Origin of the sequence: Empedobacter sp. R750, from assembly GCF_030324345.1 — a bacterium.
Classification (GTDB): Bacteria; Bacteroidota; Bacteroidia; order Flavobacteriales; family Weeksellaceae; genus Empedobacter; species Empedobacter falsenii_C.
Genome location: NZ_JACAGF010000009.1, coordinates 24,133 through 48,196, shown reverse-complemented (window position 1 = coordinate 48,196; position 24,064 = coordinate 24,133). Strand labels below are relative to the sequence as shown.

Sequence of the window (24,064 nt, the reverse complement as noted above, 5' to 3'; positions counted from 1 at the left end):
GGAAATTTTTAGATTGAATTTAATCGGACATTTTTTTGTTATAAGTAATTAATGAAACGATTGATTATTTTTTAGAGAATTTTTTTTAAAAAATATTTCATTGATAAACAGTGTTTTATGTTTTTTTGTTTATTCGAAAACTTGACTTTTTGATTTTTGTTACTACATATATTATAGGATGTATATCCTTTTGGGCGCAAAGCGTCCAATTCATAACCCTAAAAATATATGAGAAAATTTAGAACAATAAAATACTATGTGGATAATAATTTAACTACATTAAGTCAAAAACAATTAAAAAGAAATGTAATTGTAGCAATGTCAAATAATGATTGTGCGGTAAGGTTAATAAAAAATAGTAGAAACAGAAATCAGTATGAGATAGATGAGAACAATTGCGGTCATTTAATTCAAAGAAAAAATAAAAGGTTCTGTTTTAAAGTTGGTGTTATTTCGAGACCAAATTATATTAGTCTTAAAAGTGATTATAAAAATGATTTTTATAATAAAGGAGCTAATTTATTCGGAAAGAAAAAATGTAATAATATATATAATGTTGAAGTTACCATCAACCTAAAATTATTTAGGAGTAATGGCAAAAATGTAAATAATACTTATAATAAAGATGTGTATGAACTTATGGTGAAAATATTTAAAGGAAAGTTTAATAATTTTTTTTATAAAATAGAACTTGATGAGAGCTGTAATTATCATCTTCATATGGGTATTGAAGGAGAAATAAATATTGTGAAGAGTACTATATTTGAAACTGTATTTGATAATTTCGGTTTTTTTGATAATGAATCTAATCATTCCTTAGATGGTGAAAAACAATATGCAATTAAGATACAAGAAATGGTGGATCAAGATTTATATATTAATTATATTTCAAAAGGAAATGATGGACTAGGTGGTGATTTACCTATTTTTTTTACCCGCTAAAAAAATAGCTTGTTTAAGTGAATTTTAATATTTTTTATAAATAAAAATATTTATAGCGGTTATTTTAATGATATTGAGAGTTATATGTTTTTAAATATAAAATATTTTAGTATTTAAAAGGTTTTTATATCTTCAAGAATAGTGAAATATGGTTGAATTAAACAGTTAAATTGTAACATCATATTACGTAATGAAAAAAAATTAAGCTCTGGAGTTAATAAAATTTATATTTTGTAGTTGAAAATTATTCTTATCTTTATTGGAGGAAATAGAGGTTTTTAAATAACCAGTAAAAAACTCCAAAAATCCCCCTAAATCTCACCCTCGACAAAAACACATTTTTTAAATCATTTAATTTCAGCGGTTTAATTAGTTAAGAAAGGAATTGATTGGGGCTTTGATCTTGAGAAATAATTATAGTAAATATTTAAAAGCGACCAATCTGGTCGCTTTTTTTATGAAAAGAATTTCTTACAACACAATTATATTGTTAAATTTACAATTCATTTTGATTAACTTATTGAAAAAGTTTAATTTAAAGGTTTAATTGCACTGAATATGAATACAAATAATCGACAAATTGTTTATATCCATGGACTAAATAGTTCGGCAAATTCAACTAAATTCAAAACTATTCTAAAAAATTATCCTTCAGCGATTTGTATTGAATGGAAAACGGAGGATAATATTGCGACTATTTTATTTGAAGCTTACGAACATTTAAAAGGTTTGGTAAATGATTTGGCGATTATAGGAAGTTCTACTGGAGGGAATTTTGGTTGGCAATTGCAACAAAAATTAAAGGAAAATGGAAAATCGAGCGAATTGATTTTGTTAAATCCTTTGGTTGATGTGTCGATGAAAGTCGAAAATAATTTTCCTGAAAATCTTTCGCAATATTTAGTCGATATGAATCGTTTCGAAAATACAACGGTTTTTCTTTCTGTACATGACGAAGTTTTGGATTTTGAGAAACTAAAAACTTTCTTCGAAATTCAACAAAATATTTTTCCTCAACAAATCGAAATCATAGAAATTGATGACAATCATCGAATACGTAACTTCGAGTCATTGTTAACGTTAATTTAATTTACGCTTTACAATTATTTAATTTTATTAACTGCATTTTTGCACACGAATCAAGAAACAAATAAACATGAGGCAAGTTTTAACATTAATACTTATTGTATTTTCAATCAGTTCGTATGCGCAAGTAAAAGATTCTACAGAATCTAAAAAGAAAACTGTACAGGATTTTAAGAATATGATGTCGCCCTATTATAGCTATGGTAACGGATTGGGAATTACTTCTCCAGATAGTCTTTATCAGGTCAACATTAGATTTCGCATGCAAAATCGCATTAGTTATAATCATAATGATGGAGAAGAAGATAATATTGATGGTCAAATTCGTCGTTTAAGATTGCGTTTTGATGGATATATCGGAGATCCAAAATTTGGTTATTCGATGCAATTATCTTTCGCTGCAGGAGATGTTGGAAAAGCAGAAGAGGGGAAGAATACGAATATTATTCGTGATGCGATGATTTTCTATTACCCAAATAAACATTGGAGTTTAGGATTTGGTCAAACAAAACTTCCGGGAAATAGACAACGTGTTAATTCTTCTGGAGCATTACAATTAACGGATCGATCTATCAATAATGCAGATTTTAATATCGATCGCGATTTTGGATTTCAGGTTTTATACAATAAAAGAAATCAAGAAAAATTCTCATATATTTTGAGAGGAGCTATTTCTACTGGTGAAGGACGAAATTGGACAAATTTTAAAGATACTGGTTTAGCTTATACAGGAAAAGTTGAGTTGTTTCCACTTGGAGAATTTACAAAAGGAGGGAGCAATTATGAAGGTGATTTAGTTCATGAACAAACACCAAAATTGATGCTTTCGGGAGCTTATAGTTATAATGATAGAGCGCATAGAACGGCAGGAATGTTAGGAGATGATATTGTAGGTGGAGGAACAGCTAATATAAAATCATTGTTTTTGGATGCGATGTTAAAATATCGTGGTTGGAATTTGATGTATTCTTATATGAATCGTAATTCGGATAATGTATTATTTTATAACCCTGCTGATATTTCTGATTTTAATTATATTTATAATGGAGAAGGGATGGATTTTCAAGGTTCGTACACATTTCCGAAACATTGGGAGGTGATAGGACGTTATTCAACTCAAACAGTAGATAAAGATATTTTTGAGTTTACGCCAAATACAAACCAATTCACATTAGGTTTGACAAAATATATTTGGGAACATGCGTTCAAATTACAAGCAGAGTTCACGTACGAACAACAAAAATTCTATAATTTGGAAAAGAAAAACAACTGGTACGCGCGTTTTCAGATAGAAATTGGAATTTAAGATATCTTATTGTAAATTAAATATCTTAGAATAAAATAAAGGTTTGATATTTGATAATATTTTATAAATTTGCAGTACAAATATCAACCCATGCAAGCCAATAAAAAAAGAAAAAGTTTAAACCGAAACGTAGAGTTCGGAACAAAAAAAGTACAGTTTAAAGATGTAATTATTGTCGCAATACTAATCTTTGTAATTGCCTTAACAATTTTGAAATTTATAAATTAATCATATAAAAAAAACACTTCAAACGAAGTGGTTTTTTTGTTTTATTTCTTTTTGATGGAAACTAATTTCGAATCTTCTTTGCAAATTTCTAATACAAAATCATAATCTTTCGTATTGTCTTTGCTTTTATAGTTTGCCAAATATTCTCTACAAGGAACTTGATCTTTTTTCGAGTGATCAAAATCAACTTTACTTCTTTTGAATAATTCTTTTTTCAAGAATGTAGAATCTAAATTTTCTGCTTTTAAAAATGCTTGAGCTTCTGGTGAAATAGCTAATCTTTTTGAAAAAGCTTCATCCAAAACTCTTGCATTTGGAAAGTAATTACATGAGAAAGCACGAGGTCCAAACGCCATAGCGACGAAAACTAACCCAATTCCAACTCCCATCAAATACTTCATAAATCTTTGCGTAAACGTCATATAATCAATAAATTAATGTCGTGAAATGGTAAATCAAACCAATCACATAAGTTCTTTTTTACAATTCTTCCTTTGTACAAATATACGCCATTTCTTATAGTTTTATCCGATTGTACCACATTCGCAAAACCAGATTCTTCTGAAATTTGGAATAAATACGACAAGAAATAATTGCTCAACGCTTTGGTAGAGGTGCGTGCGACGCGAGAAGTGATGTTAGAAACCGCATAATGAATTATATCATTCTTAATAATGATAGGGTGATCATGAGTTGTTAATTCAGATGTTTCGAAGCATCCTCCTTGATCAATACTTACATCAATAATCACAGCTCCAGCTTTCATATTTTGCACCATCATCTCAGTTACAACACAAGGTGTACGTGTTTCTCCGCGAAGAGCACCGATTGCTAAATCGCAACGTCGTAAAGCTTTTCCTAATTCTTTTGGATCTAATGTAGAAGTAGAAACTCGTTGTCCTATATTTTGTTGTAATCGTCTTAATCTTGTTAATGAATTATCAAAAACACGCACCGAAGCACCTAAACCTAAAGCTGTTCTTGTCGCATTCGCTGCAACCGTTCCAGCTCCAAGAATCACAACTTCTGTTGGCCGAACACCTGTTACACCACCCATCAAAATTCCGTTTCCTCCGTTTGTAGAAGACATCAATTCACTTGCAACCAAAATTGCCGTTGTTCCTGCAATTTCACTTAATAAACGAACGACTGGTAAATGATTTTGTTCATCACGAATAAATTCAAATCCAACTGCGTTTACACGCTTTGTAATTAATTTCTGAAAATATTCGCGTCTTAAAGTATTCGCCGGAACAGATGAAATAATTAACGCATTTGGTTTTATCCAATCAATTTCATCTAAAGTAAGTGGACCAACTTTTAGAATAATAGGTTTCTCGAAAACAGCTTGCGTATTGTAAGAAATTTGCGCACCAGCTTCCGAATATTCTTTATCCGAATAATTTGCACCTTCTCCTGCTCCAGTTTCTATCGTAACTTGGTGTCCATTATTGACCAAAATTTCGACTGCATCAGGAGAAAGACAAATTCTTTTTTCTTGATTATTTGTTTCTTTTGGAATTCCAATATCAAAGCGTTCTTTCTTATGAGGAATCTCTAAACGCTCGGGTTGAGGAATAAGATCTTCCTGAGAAAAAGGCGTAAAAATATTTTTTCCGTCCATATACTATTAGCTAAAATTTAAATGACGAACGCCATCTACATTTTCCAATGTAATCGTGTGATGTTCATCTGGTATAAAGTTAGCAATTTTATTTGGCCATTCCATTAAACAATATTGATTAGAATATAAATATTCTTCAATCCCAAAATCTAAGGCTTCATCTTCGTGATTTAGACGATAAAAATCGAAATGATAAACTTTTCCTTTATCTGTTTCATATTCATTAACAATCGAAAAAGTAGGACTCGAAACTTCATCATTTGTTCCCAAAGCTTTTACAAACTCTTTGATAAAAGTTGTTTTTCCAGCTCCCATTTCTCCTTCGAAAGTGATTAATTTATACTGAAGTTGATCGATTATTTTTTGAGCAACTTCTGGTAATTCGTCTAAATTATTGATGATAAATTCCATTTAATTTTTTGGTGTTAAAACAACCATTGGGATAATTATTTCCTCCAACGAAATTCCACCATGTTGGTAAGTGTTTTTGTAATAATTAACGAAATGATTGTAATTTTTTGGATACGTTAAAAATAAATTTTCTTTTGCAAAGATATACTTTGACGTAACATTAACCTTAGGTAAAAGGAATTTTTCTGGTTGCTCAACCGCCAAAACATCTTTCGGATCATATTGCAATTGTTTCCCCAATTTATAACGCAAATTTGTACTTGCTTCTTTGTCACCAATTACTTTTGTAGGTTCCTTTACGTAAATTGTTCCGTGATCGGTTGTTACAATAATTTTCATTTTTTCTTGCGCCGCTTTTTTCACAATTTCCATTAAATATGAATTCTCAAACCAATGTTTTGTGATCGAACGATACGTTTTATCATCACGAATAATTTCGCCAACAATTCTGTTGTCCGTTTTTGCATGCGAAAGAATATCGATAAAGTTGTAGACAATTACATTCAAGTTATTCTTTTTGTAATTATTAAAATCATCTGCAATTTTTTTCTCGAAATCAGAATTTAAAATTTTAAAATAATTATACGATAAATCACCCATTCCAAGACGTTTTAATTGTTCTCCTAACAATTCTCTTTCGTACATATTTTTATTTCCTTCGTCGGTATCATTCAACCAATATTCAGGATATTTTTTCTCAATTTCCAAAGGCATTAAACCCGAAAAGAACGCATTTCTCGCATATTGAGTTGCCGAAGGTAAAATACTGTAATATAAATTTTCGGCTTCCGAATTATAATAACGATTGAAAATTGGCTCAATAACTTTCCATTGATCGTAGCGTAAATTATCAACCATAATCAATAAAACATTTTTATCTTTTCCAAGATGAGGTCGAACTAATTGATTGAAAATTGTGTGCGATAAAACGGGACGATCTTCATCATTATGCAACCAATCTTCGTAATTACGTTCTATAAATTTGAAGAAAGCTGCATTTGCTTCACTTTTTTGATTTTCGATGATTTGAGAAAGTGCTGTATCTTCGATATTTTCAAGTTCAAGTTCCCAAAAAACTAATTTTTTATAAATTTCTTGCCAATCCTCATAATCGCGCGCATTCATCATATCCATTGTGATATTTCTGAATTCCTGTTGATAATTGATAACTGTTTTTTCTGAAATAATTTTAGATGCATCCAAAATCTTTTTCAAACTCAATAAAATTTGATTTGGATTAACTGGTTTAATCAAATAATCTGCTATATGTGAACCAATTGCATCTTCCATGATATGCTCTTCTTCACTTTTTGTGACCATAATAACAGGAAGGTTTGGACGCAATTCCTTAATTTTTGGTAAGGCTTCCAATCCACTCAAACCTGGCATGTTTTCGTCGATTAAAACAGCTGCAAAGTTCTCTTTTTCTATTTCTTCTAATGCATCAGTCGCATTATTTATCATTGTTGTATCGTATCCTTTTTTCTCTAAAAAAAGTTGGTGTGGTTTCAATAAATCGATTTCATCATCAATCCATAAAATTTTTATAGCCATTTGTTATATTTTTATTTTTTATATTGATTTCTACATTTTAGAATTATTCCAAATATAGCGATAACGGAAATGTTAAAATCAAAATTGTATGTTAAACAAAATTGGAGTTTTCCCAAAGTTTGCGATGATTATTTAGCATAAATAATTCCAAAAATGATTTTTATCTAAAATATTTTATAAAAACCATTCTTAATCAAAAAAGTAACGTTCAGAATGAGTAAAAATTCTTATCTTTGCCGATAAAATAGTACGTTTGAATCCATTAAACAATAATAAGTTGAAGATAGTAAATGATCCAGTTCATGGATTTATTACGATTCCAAACGAGCTTATTTATCAGATTATTCAACATCCATATTTTCAACGACTTCGTAGGATTTCGCAAACGGGTTTAACAGAATTAGTTTATCCAGGAGCGAGACATTCTCGTTTTCATCACGCTTTAGGTTGTATGCATTTGATGCAAAAAGCCTTAAATATTCTCAAAAGAAAAAACGTAGATATCACTCCAGAAGAAGAAAATGGAGCTTTAATTGCAATTTTATTACACGATTTGGGACATGGTCCTTTTTCTCATTCTCTTGAACATTCTATAATTAATGGTTCGCATCACGAAGAAATTTCGCTTCGTTTGATGGAAGAATTGAATCAAATTTTTGATAATCGATTAGCTTTAGCGATTCAGATTTTTAAAGGAAATTATCCGAAAAAATTCTTGTCTCAATTGGTTTCTAGTCAGTTGGATTGCGATCGCATGGATTATTTGAAGCGCGATAGTTTTTATACAGGAGTGGTAGAAGGAAATATCAATCCAGAACGAATTATCTCGATGATGAATGTCTCGAATGATGAGTTGGTGATAGAAGCCAAGGGAATTTCGTCGGTCGAAAAATTTTTGATGGCGCGTATGTTTATGTACATGCAAGTGTATATGCACAAGAAATCGTTTACTGCAGAGAATTTTTTGATTAGCGTTTTGAGAAGAGCAAAAGAATTGACAAAAGCGGGAGAAAATCTTTTTGCTACGTTTGCTTTTAAATACTTTTTAGAAGAAAATGAAGTAGGAAGTTTATCGAAAGAAGGTTTAGAAATTTTTACGCGTTTAGACGATTCGGATGTTTTATCAGCGATAAAAGAATGGCAGTTTCATGATGATTTAATTTTGAGTAAATTATCCAAAAATATTATTCAGCGTACATTACCAAAATCATATTTGATGGATACAAAATTATCTGAAGAAGAAATTTTGGTTGAAAAAAATAGAGTAGAAAAAGCTTTAGGAATTGATGATGCAAGTTATTTTGTAGAGCAAACAACGATAAAAATTGTTCCGTACGAAAAATCAAAAAGTCCGATAAAGGTTTTATATAAAAATGGTGAGGTAAAAGAAATTTCGAGTTCAGAAAAAAGTTTGTTAACGCAATTTTTGCAACAAGAAATTACAAAATATCATTACCACAGCGTTTAAATAGTGATTTGAAGAATTTGACAAAAAAGTTAAATAACTTAAATAATCATTTTATAAATTTAAGAATAATTATTAGTTTTGCAGACTATGAAATTTAAAGCTGCAGAGATTGCGCAATTATTGCAAGGAACCGTAAAAGGTGATGCAAATGTAGAGGTTTCCACATTATCGAAGATAGAGGAAGGAAAAGAAGGTTCGATTTCGTTTTTGGCTAACCCGAAATACGAGCATTTTATCTATACAACAAACGCTTCTATTGTTATTGTGAGTAAAGATTTTGTGGCAACAGATTCTATTTCGTCTACATTGATTGTGGTTGAAGATGCTTATCAAGCCTTTACACAGCTGTTGCAGTATTACAATACGATAAAAAATAATAAAGTTGGAATAGAAGAATATACGAAAGTAAATTCTACTGCGCAACTAGGAGATAATGTATATATTGGAAGTTTTTCTTATATTGGAGCTAATGTTTCGATTGGGAATAATGTAAAAATATATCCAAATGTAACGATTGGCGATCATGCTAAGATTGGTGATAATACCGTTTTACATTCGGGCGTACAAGTGTATGAAGAGTGTGAAATTGGTCAAAATTGTATCATTCATTCTAATGTTGTGATTGGTGCTGATGGTTTCGGTTTTGCGCCAAATCCAGATGGTTCTTTCGAAAAAATTCCTCAAATAGGAAATGTTTTGATCGAAGATAATGTTGAAATTGGAGCAGGATCAACAATAGATAGAGCAACAATGGGATCTACAATTATCCGTAAAGGAGTAAAATTAGATAACCAAATTCAAATTGCTCACAACGTTCAAATTGGTGAGAATACTGTTATTGCTTCGCAAAGTGGAGTAGCAGGATCTACAAAAATTGGACGCAATTGTATGATTGGAGGTCAAGTTGGTATCGCAGGTCATTTGACAATCGGAGATTTTGTACAAGTACAAGCTCAGAGTGGTATTAATGGAGATGTAGAAAGCAAAACGCAATTGTATGGTTCGCCAGCGATGGAAGCGTCAAGCTTTAGAAAATCATATGTACATTTTAGAAAGTTTCCAGAAATTGTGAAACGAATCGATAAATTAGAAAAAGAGAACAAACAAAAGTAAAAGTTAATGTCTGATAAACAAAAAACTTTAGCGAATGAAGCCGTTCTAAAAGGTGTTGGCTTACATACAGGTAAATTTGTTACCTTAACATTTAAACCAGCCGAACCAGATACAGGATTTGTATTTGTTAGAACAGATTTAGAAGGTCAACCTCAAGTAGAAGCTGATGCACAATATGTTGTGAGCACAGCTCGAGGAACAACTTTAGAGAAGAAAGGAGTTAAAGTACATACAACAGAGCACGTTTTGGCGGCTTTGGTAGGTATGGATATTGATAATTGTTACATTGAAATTGACAATGCGGAACCACCAATTATGGACGGTTCTTCTCGTTTTTTCGTCGAAGCAATAGAATCTGCTGGAATTGTAGAGCAAGATAAAGACAGAGAATATTATAGAATTAAAGAAATTGTAACGTATGTAGATCCAGAAACAGGATCAGAAATCACAGCGATTCCTGCAGATGAATACCAAGTTACAGCAATGGTAGATTTCGGAACGAAAGTTTTGGGAACTCAGAATGCAACTTTAACATCTATCAAAAATTTCAAACAAGATATCTCTCAAGCAAGAACATTTTGTTTCCTACACGAGTTAGAGCAATTGTTGGAAGCTGGTTTAGTAAAAGGTGGAGATTTAGACAATGCAATTGTTTATGTTGACAAAGAAATTACGCCAGAAACAAAAGAAAAATTATGTAAAGCATTCAATAGAGATGATGTTTCTATTCGTCCGAATGGAATTTTAGATCACTTGACTTTACATTATCCTAACGAAGCTGCTCGTCACAAATTATTAGATGTTGTGGGAGATTTGGCTTTAGTAGGTAAAAAATTGAAGGCTAAAATTATTGCAACAAAGCCTGGACATCATACCAATACAAATTTTGCTAAGAAATTAAGCAAACAAATTAAATTAGCGCAACGTAACAAAGTGCCAGAATTTGATTTGACAGCAGAACCAGTTTATGATATTAATGATATCATGAAGTTATTACCACATCGTCCACCATTTTTATTGATTGACAAGGTAATTTCTAAAAGTGCGACAGGTTTAATCGGCGTGAAAAATGTAACGATGAACGAGCCTTTCTTTGTTGGACATTTTCCTAAAGAACCTGTTATGCCAGGTGTATTGCAAATCGAAGCAATGGCGCAATTAGGAGGTTTATTAATTTTAGGAGAATTAGAAAATCCTCAAGATTATTCAACTTATTTCATGAAAATTGAAAGTGCTAAATTTAAACGCAAAATTATTCCAGGTGATACATTGGTGTTTAAATTAGAGTTGGTTGAACCAATTAGAAGAGGAATTGTTCATATGCAAGGAATTGGATATGTGAACAATCAAATTGCTGTGGAAGCAGAAATGATGGCAGTTATTACAAAAGAATAATTAAAGAAATGGAAGTTATGAATCATCCGATGGCATATGTTCATCCAACTGCAATAATAGGTGAAAATGTTACAATCAGCCCTTTCTCTTCTGTTTACGAAGATGTAGAAATTGGTGATGGAACATGGATTGGTCCTAATGTAACAATTATGTCAGGAGCGCGTATTGGAAAAAATTGTAAAATTTATCCAGGTACAGTAATTTCTGGTGAGCCTCAAGATTTGAAGTACGAAGGTGAAAAAACTTTAACATATATTGGTGACAATACAACGATTCGTGAATGTGTTACTGTAAACAAAGGAACTAATGCATTAGGTTATACTAAGATTGGTGACAATTGTTTGATTATGGCAACTGCGCATATCGCGCACGATTGTGTTGTAGGAAATAATGTCGTAATCGTAAATGCGGTTGGTTTAGCAGGACATATAGAAGTTGGAGATTTCGCTTTTATTGGTGGTTATAGTGCGGTTCATCAATTTACAAAAATTGGAGAACATGCTTTTGTAGCTGGTGCGACACAAATTCGTAAAGATGTTCCTCCGTACGTTAAAGCAGCAAAAAATCCTGTTGCTTATGCGGGAGTTAATGCAATTGGATTGAGAAGAAAAGGTTTCACATCTGAAGAAATCTTCGAAATTCAAGGTATTTATAGAATCTTATATCAACAAAAAAATAACGTATCTCAGGCTGTAGAACAAATCTTAGAAAAATTCCCAGATTCACATTATCGTGAAGTAATCCTTGATTTTATCAATACAAGTGATCGTGGAATTATGAAAGGATATAGCTCGGGAGTTTAATAAAATAACAATAGAATAAATGGCAACAACTTCTGATATCAGAAAAGGTTTATGTATTATTTTTAATAATGATACGTATAAAATTATCGAATTTTTACACGTAAAACCAGGTAAAGGACCTGCTTTCGTTCGTACAAAATTAAAATCATTAACTAATGGAAAAGTATTAGACAATACATTTTCTGCTGGTCATAAAATTGAAGAAGTTCGTGTAGAAACACGTAACTACCAATATTTATATGAAGATGATAATGGTTTCCACTTCATGAATAATGATGATTTCTCTCAAGTTTATTTAAACAAAGATTTGATTGATAATTCACAATTTATGAAAGCTGGTGACGAAGTAAAAATCTTGTTCCGTGCTTCTGATGAAACAGCTTTAGCAGCTGAGTTACCAACTACAGTTGTAATGGAAATTACATACACAGAGCCAGGTCTTAAAGGTGACACAGCTACAAATGCTACAAAACCTGCAACGACAGAAACTGGTGCTGAAATTCGTGTTCCTTTATTCATCAACGAAGGTGATAAAGTAAAAATCAACACAGAAGATGGTTCTTACGTAGAAAGAATTAAAGAATAATTATTCTGAAATATAAATAAAGAAAGCGACCTTTTGGTCGCTTTTCTTATTTATAATTTTATTGTAACTTTTCCGCTAGAGCATGTCGTTTCTTTGTCTATTTTCTTGAGATAAATTGTAGAACCTAATGATTCATTTTTGATTGTGATGGTTGATAAATCACTACCTTTATAAATCGTTTTATTCTCTTTTGTATCAAAATTGTAGAGTCTATTTCTATTTTCATCCAACCATTCGAATTTATATTTTTTATCGTCAGTATTTTTTAAAGAAAGGATAATCGTTCCATCTTTTTTATTTTGTTTGATATTAACTTTCTCAGAAAGATTAATTTTTTCTAAAACAGTAATTTGAATCGCTTTTCGTTCAGATTTTTTGTTGTTCCAATTACTTTCAACATAATAAGCCTTATTCTCAGTAATAGTTGGACTAATAATATTACTTCCTTTTGCAAATGGTTGAGTAGAATTTAGATTATCATACCAAAAATATTCAACTTCTGCTTCTGGATTTTTTACCGTTAAAGCCTGATGTCCATTGTAACAACTTTCTTGTTTTTCACCCCATGTCAAAATTGGTGGAGTTAAGCTTTCGTTATTAGGTTTTGTAATTTCCCATTGGGTTGTGTAGATATGATTTGCATGATTTTCTTTTCTCACCAATTGCGTTGTATCCGTCACTTCTGCTCTCAAAATATTTCTTTCTAAGTTGAATTGACCTCTATTTAGATGAATTGAATCCAAATTTTCTGCAATCAATTTATTATTTAAAATCCATTTTACTTTCAATGTATTTGGAATAGGTTTAACTAAATTAAGGGTAAAAGCATTCATATTTTCTGTGTTAACAAGAGTATCAATAGCGGGTTTTGTAGAAATAATTGGATTTGTTTTTTGATGAATTACTTCAATAAATTCTTCTTGACAAACATTACAAAAAGGCGCAATTAAATACTGCATTTTACAGAATTCGTGCGGACGAAACCATTGCGCTCTTGCATCTTTTTCACCATACGCATAAATTCCAATCCAATTTTTCCAAGGAACATCTTGCACATTCTGTGTTTTATTTGGACCAGGAACCGTATACAACGGACCAGACCAATATTCGTCAGACAACTTAGCAAACGAATGTCCAATTTCGTGAACAGCAATATCATTACTTTTAAAATTAACTGTTGTCGTCGCAAATTCTCCTCCAGAACCACCATAAAAAGGAGAATTAACAAGAATTACAACTTGACTATAATTAGGGATGTTATCTTTCAGAACTTGTAATACTTTTTCATTTTTCGTTGGCACAACTAAACGATGAATTCCCGAAATATCAAAACTACTTCCGAAAATTGTATTTGGATTAGTTTTCGGAACTTCATATTTCTTTACAAATTTATTATAGCGTTCAGGTAATTGATCCCAATCCACTTTTTCTGTAGGACATTCTTTGGTAGAATACGGATGAATTGCACCAGATTCCTCAGAAATACTATTTACAACAAACACATTAAAGTAATTGGTATATTGACTTAATGGCTCCGTTTTGAAAAAATAATCTGTAAACCTTTTCGCATCTTCTTTGTAATATTTTAACTCATCTTTTGTATAACCATCAGCCAAAACAACAAGGTTGATAATGTTTTTATCACTTCCTTGATATTGCAAGGTGTCAATGTCAAATTTTTGTGCAGATAGAAATGAAGCTGTAAATAAAGTGGTGGCTAGAACGAATAATTTTACTCTCATAGTTGTGTTTTGAAAAAATAATACGCAATATAGTAAGATGGATTTTTTTAATGAAATTTTGCTTTTAAATATTTATTATAGGATCGAAGTTCTTAAATCATTATAAAACTGAAGAATATATTGTATTTTTAAGACAAGAAATAATCTTGAATCAACTATGAAAATCAAAACCAAAAAGTTTCTGAAAAAATCTTTTTATACTTTACTTATTTTAGGAGTTTTAAGTCTTTTGTTCACTGCTTTTGCGAATTATAAAATAGAAAATTCTACGGAAGAATTTGTCTCAGATAAATTAGAAATTTTACCTAAAACTAAAGTTGCGGTTGTATTGGGAACTGCGCCAAATTTGGTGAGTGGTTATCAAAATTATTATTTTACATATCGTATAGAAGCAGCGACAAAATTGTATCAATCAGGAAAAGTGACGCATTTTATTTTGAGTGGAGATCATGGTCGGAAAAATTACAATGAACCTGAAGCGATGAAACAAGCGTTGATAAAAAATGGAATTCCAGAAAATGTGATTTATTTGGATTATGCAGGTTTTAGAACTTTAGATTCGATGATACGTGCAAAAGAAATTTTTGGTCAGAAAGAATTTATTGTAGTTTCGCAAGAATTCCACAATCAACGAGCGGTTTACATTGCACGTCAAAACGGAATTAATGCATATGGTTACAATGCAAAAGATGTCAACAAACATGCTGGATTAAAAACAAATATCCGTGAATATTTTGCTCGAACGAAAGTTTTGATTGATAGTTTTTTTGGTATTCAACCAAAGTTTTTAGGAGAAAAAATAGAGATAATATGAGAAAATTTCTAAAGAATTTTCCGATATTATTGTTTGTGTTTTTATTTACTTCATGTGGAGGAAATAAGAGAGGAATTTGATACAATTCAAACTTTATATACTGAATATGTAAAATCTTATCCAACAGATACAGAAATTTATTTAAAAGATAAATCTTTAGTTCTTACTGGAGGAAGTATTAAAAAATATAATTTTTCTTTAAATGATAAGAATAATAAAATTATAACACTAATAGATACAGGTGGAGATAATGTTGATAAGGAATTTAAAAATTTTATGGTATTTGATGCTTATATAAAAAATCTTCTTGACTTTAAGAAAGAATTAAAAAATAAACCTGAGTCTAATATGCCTAGTTTTTAAATATTTCGTAGACATGAAAATATTAACTTTGTTATTATCTATCTCTTTATTTATTGCGTGTAATATAAATAAAGAAACAGTAGAGTCTATTTATATAAAAAAATCTTTAAATAATGATATAATTCTTAAATACCCAAAATCTCAATATATCACTCACTTTTATGATAAAAAAGATGATACGATTATATTTAACTTGTCTAGACAACAATTTGATACAATTCAGATTTTGTATACAAAATATGTAATTTCTTATCCAAATAACACAGAAATTTATTTAAAAAATAATTCTTTCGAAACTTTAGCATACGAAACAAAATACCATTTCAATTTAAAAAATAGAAATTCTAAGATCATAACACTTTTTGATGTTGGAGGAAACAATGTCGATAAGGAAAATAAAAATTTCATGGAATTTGATACTTACATACAAAAACTTTTAAAATCAAAGAAGGAATTAAAAAATAAACCGAGGAAAAATAATATACCATATATTTAAAAATCTTATGAGAAAATTTTTAATTTACCTATTTTTTAGTTCTAGTTTATTTGCTCAAGAGTTGATAGATACTGATGGAGATGGAATTCCTGATATTGAAGATCATTGCCCAACTGTAAAAGGTCCAAAAGAAAATAATGGATGTCAGTGGCAAGAAATCATTTGTAAATTTCCTTTATCATTAATCTTCAATTTTGAACAAATACATTTAGAAAGTCATCATTTAAAGATGTTAGATGAAATAATAAAATTGAGTAAAACGAATAAAATTGATAAATTAGTTATTATTAGTACTCAAAGGAAAAATAGTAAAAAAGGTTTATCAGAAAATAGAGCTATTGAAGTCAAGAAATATTTAAAGAAAAATTATTTTAATACAAATAAGTATGAGATAGTTTTGAAAGAAGAAAATGAAGATAAAATATCTTTTAAAGTCGAAGAGAAATCAAACTAATGATTTCTCTCTAATATTTTTTACTTCAAACTACTAAAATATCCTCTTAAAATAGCATCGTTAGCTGAATTTCGTGTATCGATTTCTAGGATTTTAGGACGATTACTTTCTGCATAAAAATCGTTGAACGAATTTTCTAAATCAGTTAAATTCGAAACAACATTGTATTCAAAATCATACATTTTAGCCAAATGTTCGGCAGTGAAATGGTGTTTTGTTTCAAAATAATCTTCAACAACATCGGTTTCAGAAGGACCAGGAATAAATTTGAAAATATTTCCGCCTCCATTATTAATCAAAATAATTCTGAAATTATTTGGCATATTGACATTCCACAACGCATTCGAATCATAGAAAAATGAAATATCGCCCGTAATCATCACCGTATTTTGACCAGAAGCGATGCAAGCGCCAATTGCTGTCGACGTAGAACCATCAATTCCACTTGTTCCGCGATTACAGAAAACAGGATTCGAATTGTTATGATCGAACAATAATCCGTAACGAATAACTGTCGAATTTCCGTACTGAATTTGCCAATTTTTAGGATAGTTTCTGATAATAGAATCAAATGCTTTCAAATCACAAAACGGAATCATATTGATGTAATTTTTGTGTTTGATATTATTCGCTTCTCGTATCGAATTCCATGTAGTGTAATATTCAGATTCTTTTGGGTTGACAAACGGAACAAATTGCTCTAAAAACAATTCAGGTTTCGTCTCAATTTTATCTGTTAACGCTTGGAAAGTGTCTGGTTGCCAATATTCGTCTAAATGCCAATGTTGCGTTGGTTTTTGATCACGTAAGAATTTTTTAATTTTTTTCGAAACGACATTTTGCCCAATTGTCAATAATATATCAGGTTTCAACGCTTCTAATTCTTCTTCTGAATAAGGGAAAATAACTTGATCTATTTTATTGAAAAATCGTTCATCATGAATATTTGACGTTACTTCTGTCAACACAACAACCGAATCATCTTGCGCCAATTGTTTCACAAAATGATCAAATTCGGCATCAGGATGATGTAATCCGACCAAAATCATTTTACGCGTCGAAGCATTCCAACGTTTCATCAAATCAATCACATCAATTTCTGGATAATCTTTTGCAGGAATTGTTATCGTATCAATTTCAATATCTGGCGTTGTTACAGATTCGTACAAAGGTTCAGAAAAAGGCATATTGATATGAATTGGCGCAGATTTGTGCATACAATCAATCAATGCATATTTCGTCAACAACATATTTCGAGTTAAATCATCTGTTTCTTCACTTTCGGAAAGCTGAACATTATGAACAGAATGTTGCTCGAATAAATTATTTTGACGAATGGTTTGTCCATCAAAATTATCAACTAAATGTTCGGGACGATCGGCAGAAAGCACAATTACAGGAACATTTTGAAAAAAAGCTTCCGTAATTGCTGGATAATAATTTGCCGTTGCCGAACCAGAAGTACAACAAACCACAACAGGTTTTTGAATTTGCTGAGCCATTCCCAAAGCGACAAATCCAGCCGAACGCTCGTCGATTACACTATAAGTTTTGAAACGTTTGTCATTCGCAAATTGCATGGTTAATGCTCCGTTTCGAGATCCTGGCGATAATACGATATGATCAATTCCGAAAGCCAAAAAAGTTTCAGCAATCAATTGAACATTTAATTTATTTGATATTTTTCTCAACGTAGTTGTCTTAAATTATAAAAGGTTTTGATTAGCAAATTTACTAAACAAAACCTTTCAAAAAGTATGATATTTTTAAGAATTAAGTATGTAAACCTCCGTCTACACTCAAAACTTGTCCTGTTACATAACTTGATAAATCTGAAGCTAAGAATAAACATGCATTTGCAACGTCTTCTGGCTGTCCTCCACGTTTTAATGGAATTCCATTGCGCCATTCTTCAACCACTTTTTGATCTAAAACTTCTGTCATTTCAGTTTCGATAAAACCTGGTGCAATTGCATTACAACGAATGTTACGAGAACCTAGTTCTAACGCAACAGATTTAGAGAAACCAATTAAACCAGCTTTAGATGCAGCATAATTTGCTTGTCCAGCATTTCCTTTGATTCCAACGATAGAAGACATGTTCACTATAGATCCAGAACGTTGTTTCATCATTGGTTTGATCACTGCTTTTGTTAAGTTGAAAGCCGAATTTAAATTTGTTTGAATTACTTTTTCGAAATCCTCTGCAGACATTCTCATCAACAAATTATCTTTCGTAATTCCAGCATTATTAATTACAATATCAACTTGACCAAACTCAGCAATTACATCTTCCACTAATTTTTGAGCAGCTTCGTAATCAGAAGCATCAGATTGATATCCTTTTACTTTACCGAATTGTCCCAATTCTTCTTCCAAAGCTTTTGCTTTTTCTACAGAAGAAGCATAAGTAAAGGCAACGTTAGCGCCATTTTTCACAAAAACTTCAGCAATACTTTTTCCAATACCGCGAGTTGCGCCTGTAACGATTGCTGTTTTACCTTGCAATAAATTCATGTTTATAGGTATTATATATTGCTTCAAAAATACGATTTTTTGTGAGAGTTAAAAATGTTAAAAAATACTTTATCAATTTTATTTAACATTTTATGGTATTATAATTGAAAATATTGATTGTTATAACCAATAAAAAAATAAAAACATGAAGAATCTATTGAAATTTTTGGCGGTAACATTTTTCGCCTTATTTGTATTCACAGCTTGTAATGATGATGACGATCCAGCTAACAACGATTTTTTTGCAGGAACTTACAAAGGAAGTATAAGTTATAAAGACGCGAATAATTCATTATCAACTCAAAGTGGTAGTGTGTTTGTAACAAAAATTGCAAGCGGAACAAAGTATAATTTTGCTTTTTCTGATAAAATTCCAGATTTAAACGGTGTTGAGTTTGAGAAGAAAGGTGACAATACTTTAGTGAGTGTTGGAGCAGATGAATTATCTTATATTAGAATTGATAATGCTAAATTGACAATTCTTTACACAAAAGACGGTAAAACCTGGACTGCAAATGCAACAAGATAATTTTTAGGAATAATAATAGAAAAGACGTTCAGTAGTGAGCGTCTTTTTTTTGTACAATATTTTGAGCTGAAAATAGTTAAATATAAAATGATGTTTTATGAGAACGATTGTATGTTTTGCTTCAGTATTAATGATGATATTTTCTTGTAATAATGAGGATGATAGCCGGAATACTATTTATAAAGAAAAATATGAAAGACGATTTATTATTTTTCAAGATTCTTTAGGAGGAATTGTACAAGATAGTGGAGTAGTGCAAGTTTCTCAATCTAAGAATTTATATAAATTTGATTTTATCACATCTCAAAAAATTGATCCGATAGAAAATATTCAAATGGAAATGACAGGAAGCAATTCGTTAAGAAATGTGGGTTGGACACCAACAAAACTGATTATGCTTTCTAGAGATAGTATCAATATTTCTTACAAAGAAGGAAAACGATATTGGTTAGTCAATTCGATTAGTAAAAATTAATCATAAAAAAATCCACTCAATATTGAGTGGATTTTTTTATGATTTAAAACTTTCAGATTATAATCCGAAAGCTGTTTTAATTTGATCTACGAAGTCTAATTTTTCCCAAGTGAATAATTCAACTTCAACTTCAACAACATCTTGTCCATTAGCAGATTCAAAACGTTTCGAAACCATTTTTGGCTCTCTACCTAAGTGTCCATAAGATGCAGTTTCTTTGTAAATAGGGTTTCTTAATTTTAATCTTTGCTCGATAGCGAAAGGCTTCATATCAAAGATTTCAGAAACTTTTGTAGAAATTTCTCCTTCTGTTAACTCAACTTTTTGAGTTCCGAATGTATTTACTAATAAAGAAACTGGAGCAGCAACACCGATAGCATAAGAAACTTGTACTAAAACTTCGTCAGCAACACCAGCTGCAACTAAGTTTTTCGCAATATGACGTGCAGCATAAGCAGCAGAACGGTCAACTTTTGATGGATCTTTTCCTGAGAAAGCACCACCACCGTGTGCACCTTTACCACCGTAAGTATCTACAATAATTTTACGACCAGTTAAACCTGTATCTCCGTGAGGTCCTCCAATTACGAATTTTCCTGTAGGATTGATATGGTAAGTAATACTATCTGTAAATAAATCGCGTAAATGAACAGGTAATTGCGCTTTAACACGAGGAATTAAAATACTTACTAAGTCATTTGTAATTTTATCTCTCATAGCTTCTTCGTTTGCGAAGTCATCATGTTGAGTAGAAATTACAATTGTATCGATACGAACAGGTTTGTTGTCATTATCATATTCAATTGTTACCTGAGATTTAGCATCAGGACGTAAATATGGCAATAAATCTTTCTCGTATTTACGGATATGTGCTAATTCTTTCAATAATCTGTGCGATAAATCTAACGCCAAAGGCATATAGTTTTCAGTTTCGCTTGTAGCATAACCAAACATCATTCCTTGGTCACCAGCACCTTGCTCTTCGTCAGATTGTCTGTCTACACCTTGGTTAATATCTGGAGATTGCTCGTGAATTGCAGATAAAATTCCACAAGAATTTGCATCAAACATATATTCACTTTTCGTGTAACCAATTTCAGCAATTGTTTCTCTTGCTACACGTTGTAAATCAATGTAAGAATTAGATTTTACTTCACCTGCTAAAACAACTTGTCCAGTTGTTACTAAAGTTTCACAAGCTACTTTACTTTTTGCGTCAAATGCTAAAAAGTGGTCAAGAATTGAATCAGAAATTTGATCGGCAATTTTATCAGGATGCCCCTCAGAAACTGATTCTGACGTAAATAAATATGACATTTCTATACTTTTTTTAATGATAGAGGGAAGGAGAAAACTGAAGTCCTGTTTTAGCAATTGTTTTATGAGGTTGCAATCAGTCAAATCATTCCTCTCGATTTTTTTCGAGCTCAAATATACAATGAATAATATGAATAATGAAAGATATTTAACATTTATTAGTATATAAAAATTATAGAGTTTAACATTTTGTGAATTCTAGAAATAGAATAAAAATGGTGTATTTAAATAAATTACAAATATATTTTCTTTGATTGGTTAATTTTTTTACTCTGTATAGATAATTATTCAAAATAATGTTGTTACTTTAGAAAAAAATTAATTGAAATGAAATTTGACACTCTCGATCAACAACTACTAATGTACCTACAAGAAAACAGTAAAATTACCTACAAAGAATTATCTGATAAGTTAAATTTATCGTCAACCGCAATTCACGAAAGAATCAAGAAATTAGAAAAATCTGGAATTATTTCTAAATATGTTGCGCTTGTAAACAGAAGATTAATTAACAGAGAACTTTTGGTATTTAGTCATATTAAGTTACAACAACATTCTGCTGATAACATCAAGATTTTCGAAAACGAAATTGTGAATTTAAAAGAAGTTCAGGCGAGTTATCATGTAAGTGGTGATTACGATTACATTATCAAAATGTCTTTCGAAAATATGGACGAATACAGAGATTTTATGGTAAATAAACTAACAACAATAAAGGTAATTGGTAGTACTCACAGTACTTTTGTGATTGGTGATGTAAAAGATGATACCGCTTTCCAATTGGTATAAAAATATAAGAATGGTTCTGATAAATTAGAATTTTTTTTGATTGAATAAGTAAAAATAGAGAAGACATGAGCAAGGAAATAGCAGTTTTAGGAGCTGGTTGTTTTTGGTGTGTGGAAGGAATTTTTAATTCGATAAATGGAGTAGAACAAGCTATCTCTGGATTTGCTGGAGGTAATGTAGAAAATCCTACTTATCGTCAAGTTTGTGATACAGATACAAATCACGCGGAAGTTGTTGAAGTTACTTTTGACAATGAAGTGATTTCGTACAAAGAATTATTAGAAATTTTTTGGAATATTCATAATCCAACACAGTTAAATAGACAAGGAAACGATGTTGGTACACAATATCGTTCGAGTATTTTTTACACATCAGAAGAACAAAAAAAGCAAGCAGAAGAATCTTTAAAAGAATTTGATAACGGAACTTTGTATGAAGATAAATTCGTTACAACAATAGAGCCTTTAGATAAATTTTGGCCAGCCGAAGATTATCATCAAGGTTATTACAATGAAAATCCGGATCAGCCATATTGTTCGGCAGTTGTTGGACCAAAAATTGCAAAATTCAAATCTAAATTCAAACAGATTTTAAAATAAGAAAAGCGACCAATAGGTCGCTTTCATTTTATTTTCCTTTTTTGCGTGCTTTCGCTTTTTGTTTTTGCTGACCACGGTTTTTAGGTTTAGATTTAGGTGGTTTACGTTTCGTAGGACCTCCTAAATTCACCTTTTTATTTTTATCTTTTTTCTCGTGAAATGCTGCACCGCGTTCTTCAATTTTTACAGTTGTAAGCTGTTTCATTTTTACAACATCTTTCTCGAACTCACGTTTTACAGGATTGATTTTTACTTCATCTTCAGGGAAAGGAATCTCTTCAATCTCTTTATCCATCAAGGCTTCGATATCATCTAAATGCTCAATTTCCTTTTCAGAAAAATAAGAAATTGCTTCACCTTTTTTATCCGCACGTCCTGTACGTCCAATTCGGTGAATATATTGTTCTGGAACATCTGGAATCTCGAAATTGATTACATGTGTAACATCTGGAATATCTAAACCACGAGCCATAATATCAGTTGTAATAATTCCTCGGTATTCATCTCTGGTAAAGGCTTCCATTGTTCTCAAACGATAATTTTGAGATTTATTAGAATGAATTACACCAAATTCATCTGGATAAATTTCATCTAAATGATTGAAGATTAAATCAGCATGTTTTTTATTGTTGGCGAAAATTAAAACTTTCTCAAATTTCGCTTTATCATCTAATTGATGAACAATTAAATTCAATTTTGTATTGAAATTCTCAACTGGAATAGCCGATTGAGAAATTTTTTCTAAAGGAGTTCCCGAACGAGCCAACGAAATTTCAATAGGATTTTTGAAATATTCGTGCAACATATCATCAACCTGATCTGTCATCGTTGCAGAAAATAAAATGTTTTGACGTTTATCGCTCATCATTGTAAATAAATGAATCAGTTGCGGACGAAAACCTAAACTCAACATTTCGTCAAATTCGTCAACTACTAATTTTTTCATTTCTTTGAATGATAACACATTGTCAATCGCCAAATCTAAGACGCGACCTGGCGTTCCAACCAAAATATCAACGCCTTCATACACCAATAATTTTTGTGTATTGATGTTTACACCACCATAAATTCCTAAAACACGAACATTGATAAATTCTGTTAATTGCTCTAAAATATCGGTAACCTGAACAACTAATTCGCGTGTCGGAACCAAAATAACAATCTTTGGTTGATTCGTTTTAGAGTATTGATATGTATTCAATAAAGGTAATAAGTAAGCCAATGTTTTACCTGTACCTGTTTGGGCAATTCCCATTATATCTCGTCCAGAAAGAATCGGTTTGAATGATTTTTCTTGAATTGGAGTAGGGGTTGTGATATTCAACTTTTCTAAAGCCGAACTCAATTGTTTTGTTAATTCGAAATCCGCGAATGTAGCTTTCATTTTGCAAAGATAAGTTTTCTTGATGACTTCTTAAAAACTCAATGTGCAATCCGTTCAAATTCGTTGAAA

The 24,064-nt window shown here is 30.9% G+C and carries 25 protein-coding genes; 16 read left to right on the top strand and 9 right to left on the bottom strand.

Going from position 1 to position 24,064, the window contains the following annotated elements; genetic code table 11:
• Positions 1 to 228 precede the first annotated feature (228 nt).
• The 3 genes from HXZ74_RS10445 (at position 229) to HXZ74_RS10435 (ending at position 3,334) form a co-directional block, all read left to right on the top strand.
• Positions 229 to 942, top strand: coding sequence for a hypothetical protein (locus HXZ74_RS10445; protein WP_284583774.1), 714 nt, complete (start codon positions 229 to 231; stop codon positions 940 to 942).
• A gap of 558 nt (positions 943 to 1,500) precedes the next feature.
• Positions 1,501 to 2,031, top strand: a complete 531-nt coding sequence (locus tag HXZ74_RS10440) for a YqiA/YcfP family alpha/beta fold hydrolase (RefSeq protein ID WP_219035345.1) — start codon at positions 1,501 to 1,503, stop codon at positions 2,029 to 2,031.
• A gap of 67 nt (positions 2,032 to 2,098) precedes the next feature.
• Positions 2,099 to 3,334 (top strand): porin, encoded by a 1,236-nt coding sequence (locus HXZ74_RS10435; RefSeq protein ID WP_280062146.1) that lies wholly within the window; start codon positions 2,099 to 2,101, stop codon positions 3,332 to 3,334.
• 269 nt (positions 3,335 to 3,603) lie between these two features.
• Here the strand turns inward: HXZ74_RS10435 and HXZ74_RS10430 are convergent, their stop codons facing one another.
• The 4 genes from HXZ74_RS10430 to porX are packed head-to-tail and all read right to left on the bottom strand — an operon-like array spanning position 3,604 to position 7,151.
• Positions 3,604 to 3,963: a hypothetical protein gene (locus HXZ74_RS10430; protein ID WP_147280013.1), complete on the bottom strand. Its 360-nt coding sequence runs from the start codon at positions 3,961 to 3,963 to the stop codon at positions 3,604 to 3,606.
• A gap of 17 nt (positions 3,964 to 3,980) precedes the next feature.
• Positions 3,981 to 5,186 (bottom strand): alanine dehydrogenase, encoded by a 1,206-nt coding sequence (locus HXZ74_RS10425; RefSeq protein WP_286475257.1) that lies wholly within the window; start codon positions 5,184 to 5,186, stop codon positions 3,981 to 3,983.
• A gap of 6 nt (positions 5,187 to 5,192) precedes the next feature.
• Positions 5,193 to 5,597 (bottom strand): tRNA (adenosine(37)-N6)-threonylcarbamoyltransferase complex ATPase subunit type 1 TsaE, encoded by a 405-nt coding sequence (gene tsaE, locus HXZ74_RS10420; RefSeq protein ID WP_115001044.1) that lies wholly within the window; start codon positions 5,595 to 5,597, stop codon positions 5,193 to 5,195.
• A complete protein-coding gene (gene porX / locus HXZ74_RS10415; protein ID WP_115001042.1) occupies positions 5,598 to 7,151 on the bottom strand; it encodes a T9SS response regulator signal transducer PorX in 1,554 nt (517 codons plus the stop codon).
• A gap of 277 nt (positions 7,152 to 7,428) precedes the next feature.
• On the opposite strand from porX, the gene HXZ74_RS10410 reads away from it, so the two are divergent.
• The 5 genes from HXZ74_RS10410 (at position 7,429) to efp (ending at position 12,516) form a co-directional block, all read left to right on the top strand.
• Positions 7,429 to 8,619, top strand: coding sequence for an HD domain-containing protein (locus HXZ74_RS10410; protein ID WP_244957948.1), 1,191 nt, complete (start codon positions 7,429 to 7,431; stop codon positions 8,617 to 8,619).
• 87 nt (positions 8,620 to 8,706) lie between these two features.
• The gene (lpxD, locus tag HXZ74_RS10405) at positions 8,707 to 9,732 is read left to right on the top strand and encodes a UDP-3-O-(3-hydroxymyristoyl)glucosamine N-acyltransferase (RefSeq protein ID WP_286475254.1); all 1,026 of its coding nucleotides are present in this window, start codon (positions 8,707 to 8,709) and stop codon (positions 9,730 to 9,732) included.
• Between the two features lie 6 nt (positions 9,733 to 9,738).
• Positions 9,739 to 11,127, top strand: a complete 1,389-nt coding sequence (locus HXZ74_RS10400) for a bifunctional UDP-3-O-[3-hydroxymyristoyl] N-acetylglucosamine deacetylase/3-hydroxyacyl-ACP dehydratase (RefSeq protein ID WP_135835139.1) — start codon at positions 9,739 to 9,741, stop codon at positions 11,125 to 11,127.
• 17 nt (positions 11,128 to 11,144) lie between these two features.
• The gene (gene lpxA / locus HXZ74_RS10395; protein ID WP_115002092.1) at positions 11,145 to 11,930 is read left to right on the top strand and encodes an acyl-ACP--UDP-N-acetylglucosamine O-acyltransferase; all 786 of its coding nucleotides are present in this window, start codon (positions 11,145 to 11,147) and stop codon (positions 11,928 to 11,930) included.
• A 19-nt stretch (positions 11,931 to 11,949) separates the two neighbouring features.
• Positions 11,950 to 12,516 (top strand): elongation factor P, encoded by a 567-nt coding sequence (efp, locus tag HXZ74_RS10390; protein ID WP_038336113.1) that lies wholly within the window; start codon positions 11,950 to 11,952, stop codon positions 12,514 to 12,516.
• Between the two features lie 50 nt (positions 12,517 to 12,566).
• On the opposite strand, the gene HXZ74_RS10385 is transcribed toward efp, so the two are convergent.
• Positions 12,567 to 14,258, bottom strand: coding sequence for a M64 family metallopeptidase (locus HXZ74_RS10385; protein WP_286475252.1), 1,692 nt, complete (start codon positions 14,256 to 14,258; stop codon positions 12,567 to 12,569).
• 157 nt (positions 14,259 to 14,415) lie between these two features.
• Here HXZ74_RS10385 and HXZ74_RS10380 point away from each other — a divergent pair, with 157 nt between their 5' ends.
• Genes HXZ74_RS10380 through HXZ74_RS10365 form a run of 4 tightly spaced genes read left to right on the top strand, consistent with a single transcriptional unit; the run spans position 14,416 to position 16,385 of the window.
• Positions 14,416 to 15,072, top strand: a complete 657-nt coding sequence (locus tag HXZ74_RS10380) for a SanA/YdcF family protein (protein ID WP_286475249.1) — start codon at positions 14,416 to 14,418, stop codon at positions 15,070 to 15,072.
• Positions 15,073 to 15,126: 54 nt separating this feature from the next.
• Positions 15,127 to 15,435 carry a hypothetical protein gene (locus tag HXZ74_RS10375; protein WP_286475245.1) on the top strand — a complete coding sequence of 103 codons (309 nt, stop codon included), beginning with the start codon at positions 15,127 to 15,129 and terminating at the stop codon, positions 15,433 to 15,435.
• A 13-nt stretch (positions 15,436 to 15,448) separates the two neighbouring features.
• Positions 15,449 to 15,931: a hypothetical protein gene (locus tag HXZ74_RS10370; protein WP_286475242.1), complete on the top strand. Its 483-nt coding sequence runs from the start codon at positions 15,449 to 15,451 to the stop codon at positions 15,929 to 15,931.
• A 7-nt stretch (positions 15,932 to 15,938) separates the two neighbouring features.
• Positions 15,939 to 16,385, top strand: coding sequence for a hypothetical protein (locus HXZ74_RS10365; RefSeq protein WP_286475240.1), 447 nt, complete (start codon positions 15,939 to 15,941; stop codon positions 16,383 to 16,385).
• A 20-nt stretch (positions 16,386 to 16,405) separates the two neighbouring features.
• Here the strand turns inward: HXZ74_RS10365 and menD are convergent, their stop codons facing one another.
• Both menD and fabG read right to left on the bottom strand, forming a co-directional pair.
• Positions 16,406 to 18,076, bottom strand: a complete 1,671-nt coding sequence (gene menD, locus HXZ74_RS10360; RefSeq protein ID WP_286475239.1) for a 2-succinyl-5-enolpyruvyl-6-hydroxy-3-cyclohexene-1-carboxylic-acid synthase — start codon at positions 18,074 to 18,076, stop codon at positions 16,406 to 16,408.
• Between the two features lie 82 nt (positions 18,077 to 18,158).
• Positions 18,159 to 18,902, bottom strand: coding sequence for a 3-oxoacyl-[acyl-carrier-protein] reductase (fabG, locus tag HXZ74_RS10355; RefSeq protein ID WP_038336119.1), 744 nt, complete (start codon positions 18,900 to 18,902; stop codon positions 18,159 to 18,161).
• 145 nt (positions 18,903 to 19,047) lie between these two features.
• Here fabG and HXZ74_RS10350 point away from each other — a divergent pair, with 145 nt between their 5' ends.
• On the top strand, positions 19,048 to 19,431 hold the full coding sequence (locus HXZ74_RS10350) for a hypothetical protein (protein ID WP_115001026.1): 384 nt from the start codon (positions 19,048 to 19,050) through the stop codon (positions 19,429 to 19,431).
• 97 nt (positions 19,432 to 19,528) lie between these two features.
• Positions 19,529 to 19,906, top strand: a complete 378-nt coding sequence (locus tag HXZ74_RS10345; RefSeq protein WP_286475236.1) for a hypothetical protein — start codon at positions 19,529 to 19,531, stop codon at positions 19,904 to 19,906.
• Between the two features lie 57 nt (positions 19,907 to 19,963).
• Here HXZ74_RS10345 and metK read toward each other — a convergent pair whose 3' ends face one another.
• Positions 19,964 to 21,223, bottom strand: a complete 1,260-nt coding sequence (gene metK, locus HXZ74_RS10340) for a methionine adenosyltransferase (protein WP_286475233.1) — start codon at positions 21,221 to 21,223, stop codon at positions 19,964 to 19,966.
• A 327-nt stretch (positions 21,224 to 21,550) separates the two neighbouring features.
• On the opposite strand from metK, the gene HXZ74_RS10335 reads away from it, so the two are divergent.
• Together HXZ74_RS10335 and msrA are read left to right on the top strand one after the other, a co-directional pair.
• Positions 21,551 to 22,012, top strand: coding sequence for an Lrp/AsnC family transcriptional regulator (locus HXZ74_RS10335; protein ID WP_115001022.1), 462 nt, complete (start codon positions 21,551 to 21,553; stop codon positions 22,010 to 22,012).
• Between the two features lie 65 nt (positions 22,013 to 22,077).
• Positions 22,078 to 22,611, top strand: a complete 534-nt coding sequence (gene msrA / locus HXZ74_RS10330; RefSeq protein WP_286475230.1) for a peptide-methionine (S)-S-oxide reductase MsrA — start codon at positions 22,078 to 22,080, stop codon at positions 22,609 to 22,611.
• A gap of 28 nt (positions 22,612 to 22,639) precedes the next feature.
• On the opposite strand, the gene HXZ74_RS10325 is transcribed toward msrA, so the two are convergent.
• Complete coding sequence (locus tag HXZ74_RS10325) at positions 22,640 to 23,995, bottom strand: DEAD/DEAH box helicase (RefSeq protein WP_286475227.1); 1,356 nt, start codon at positions 23,993 to 23,995, stop codon at positions 22,640 to 22,642.
• Positions 23,996 to 24,064 lie beyond the last annotated feature (69 nt).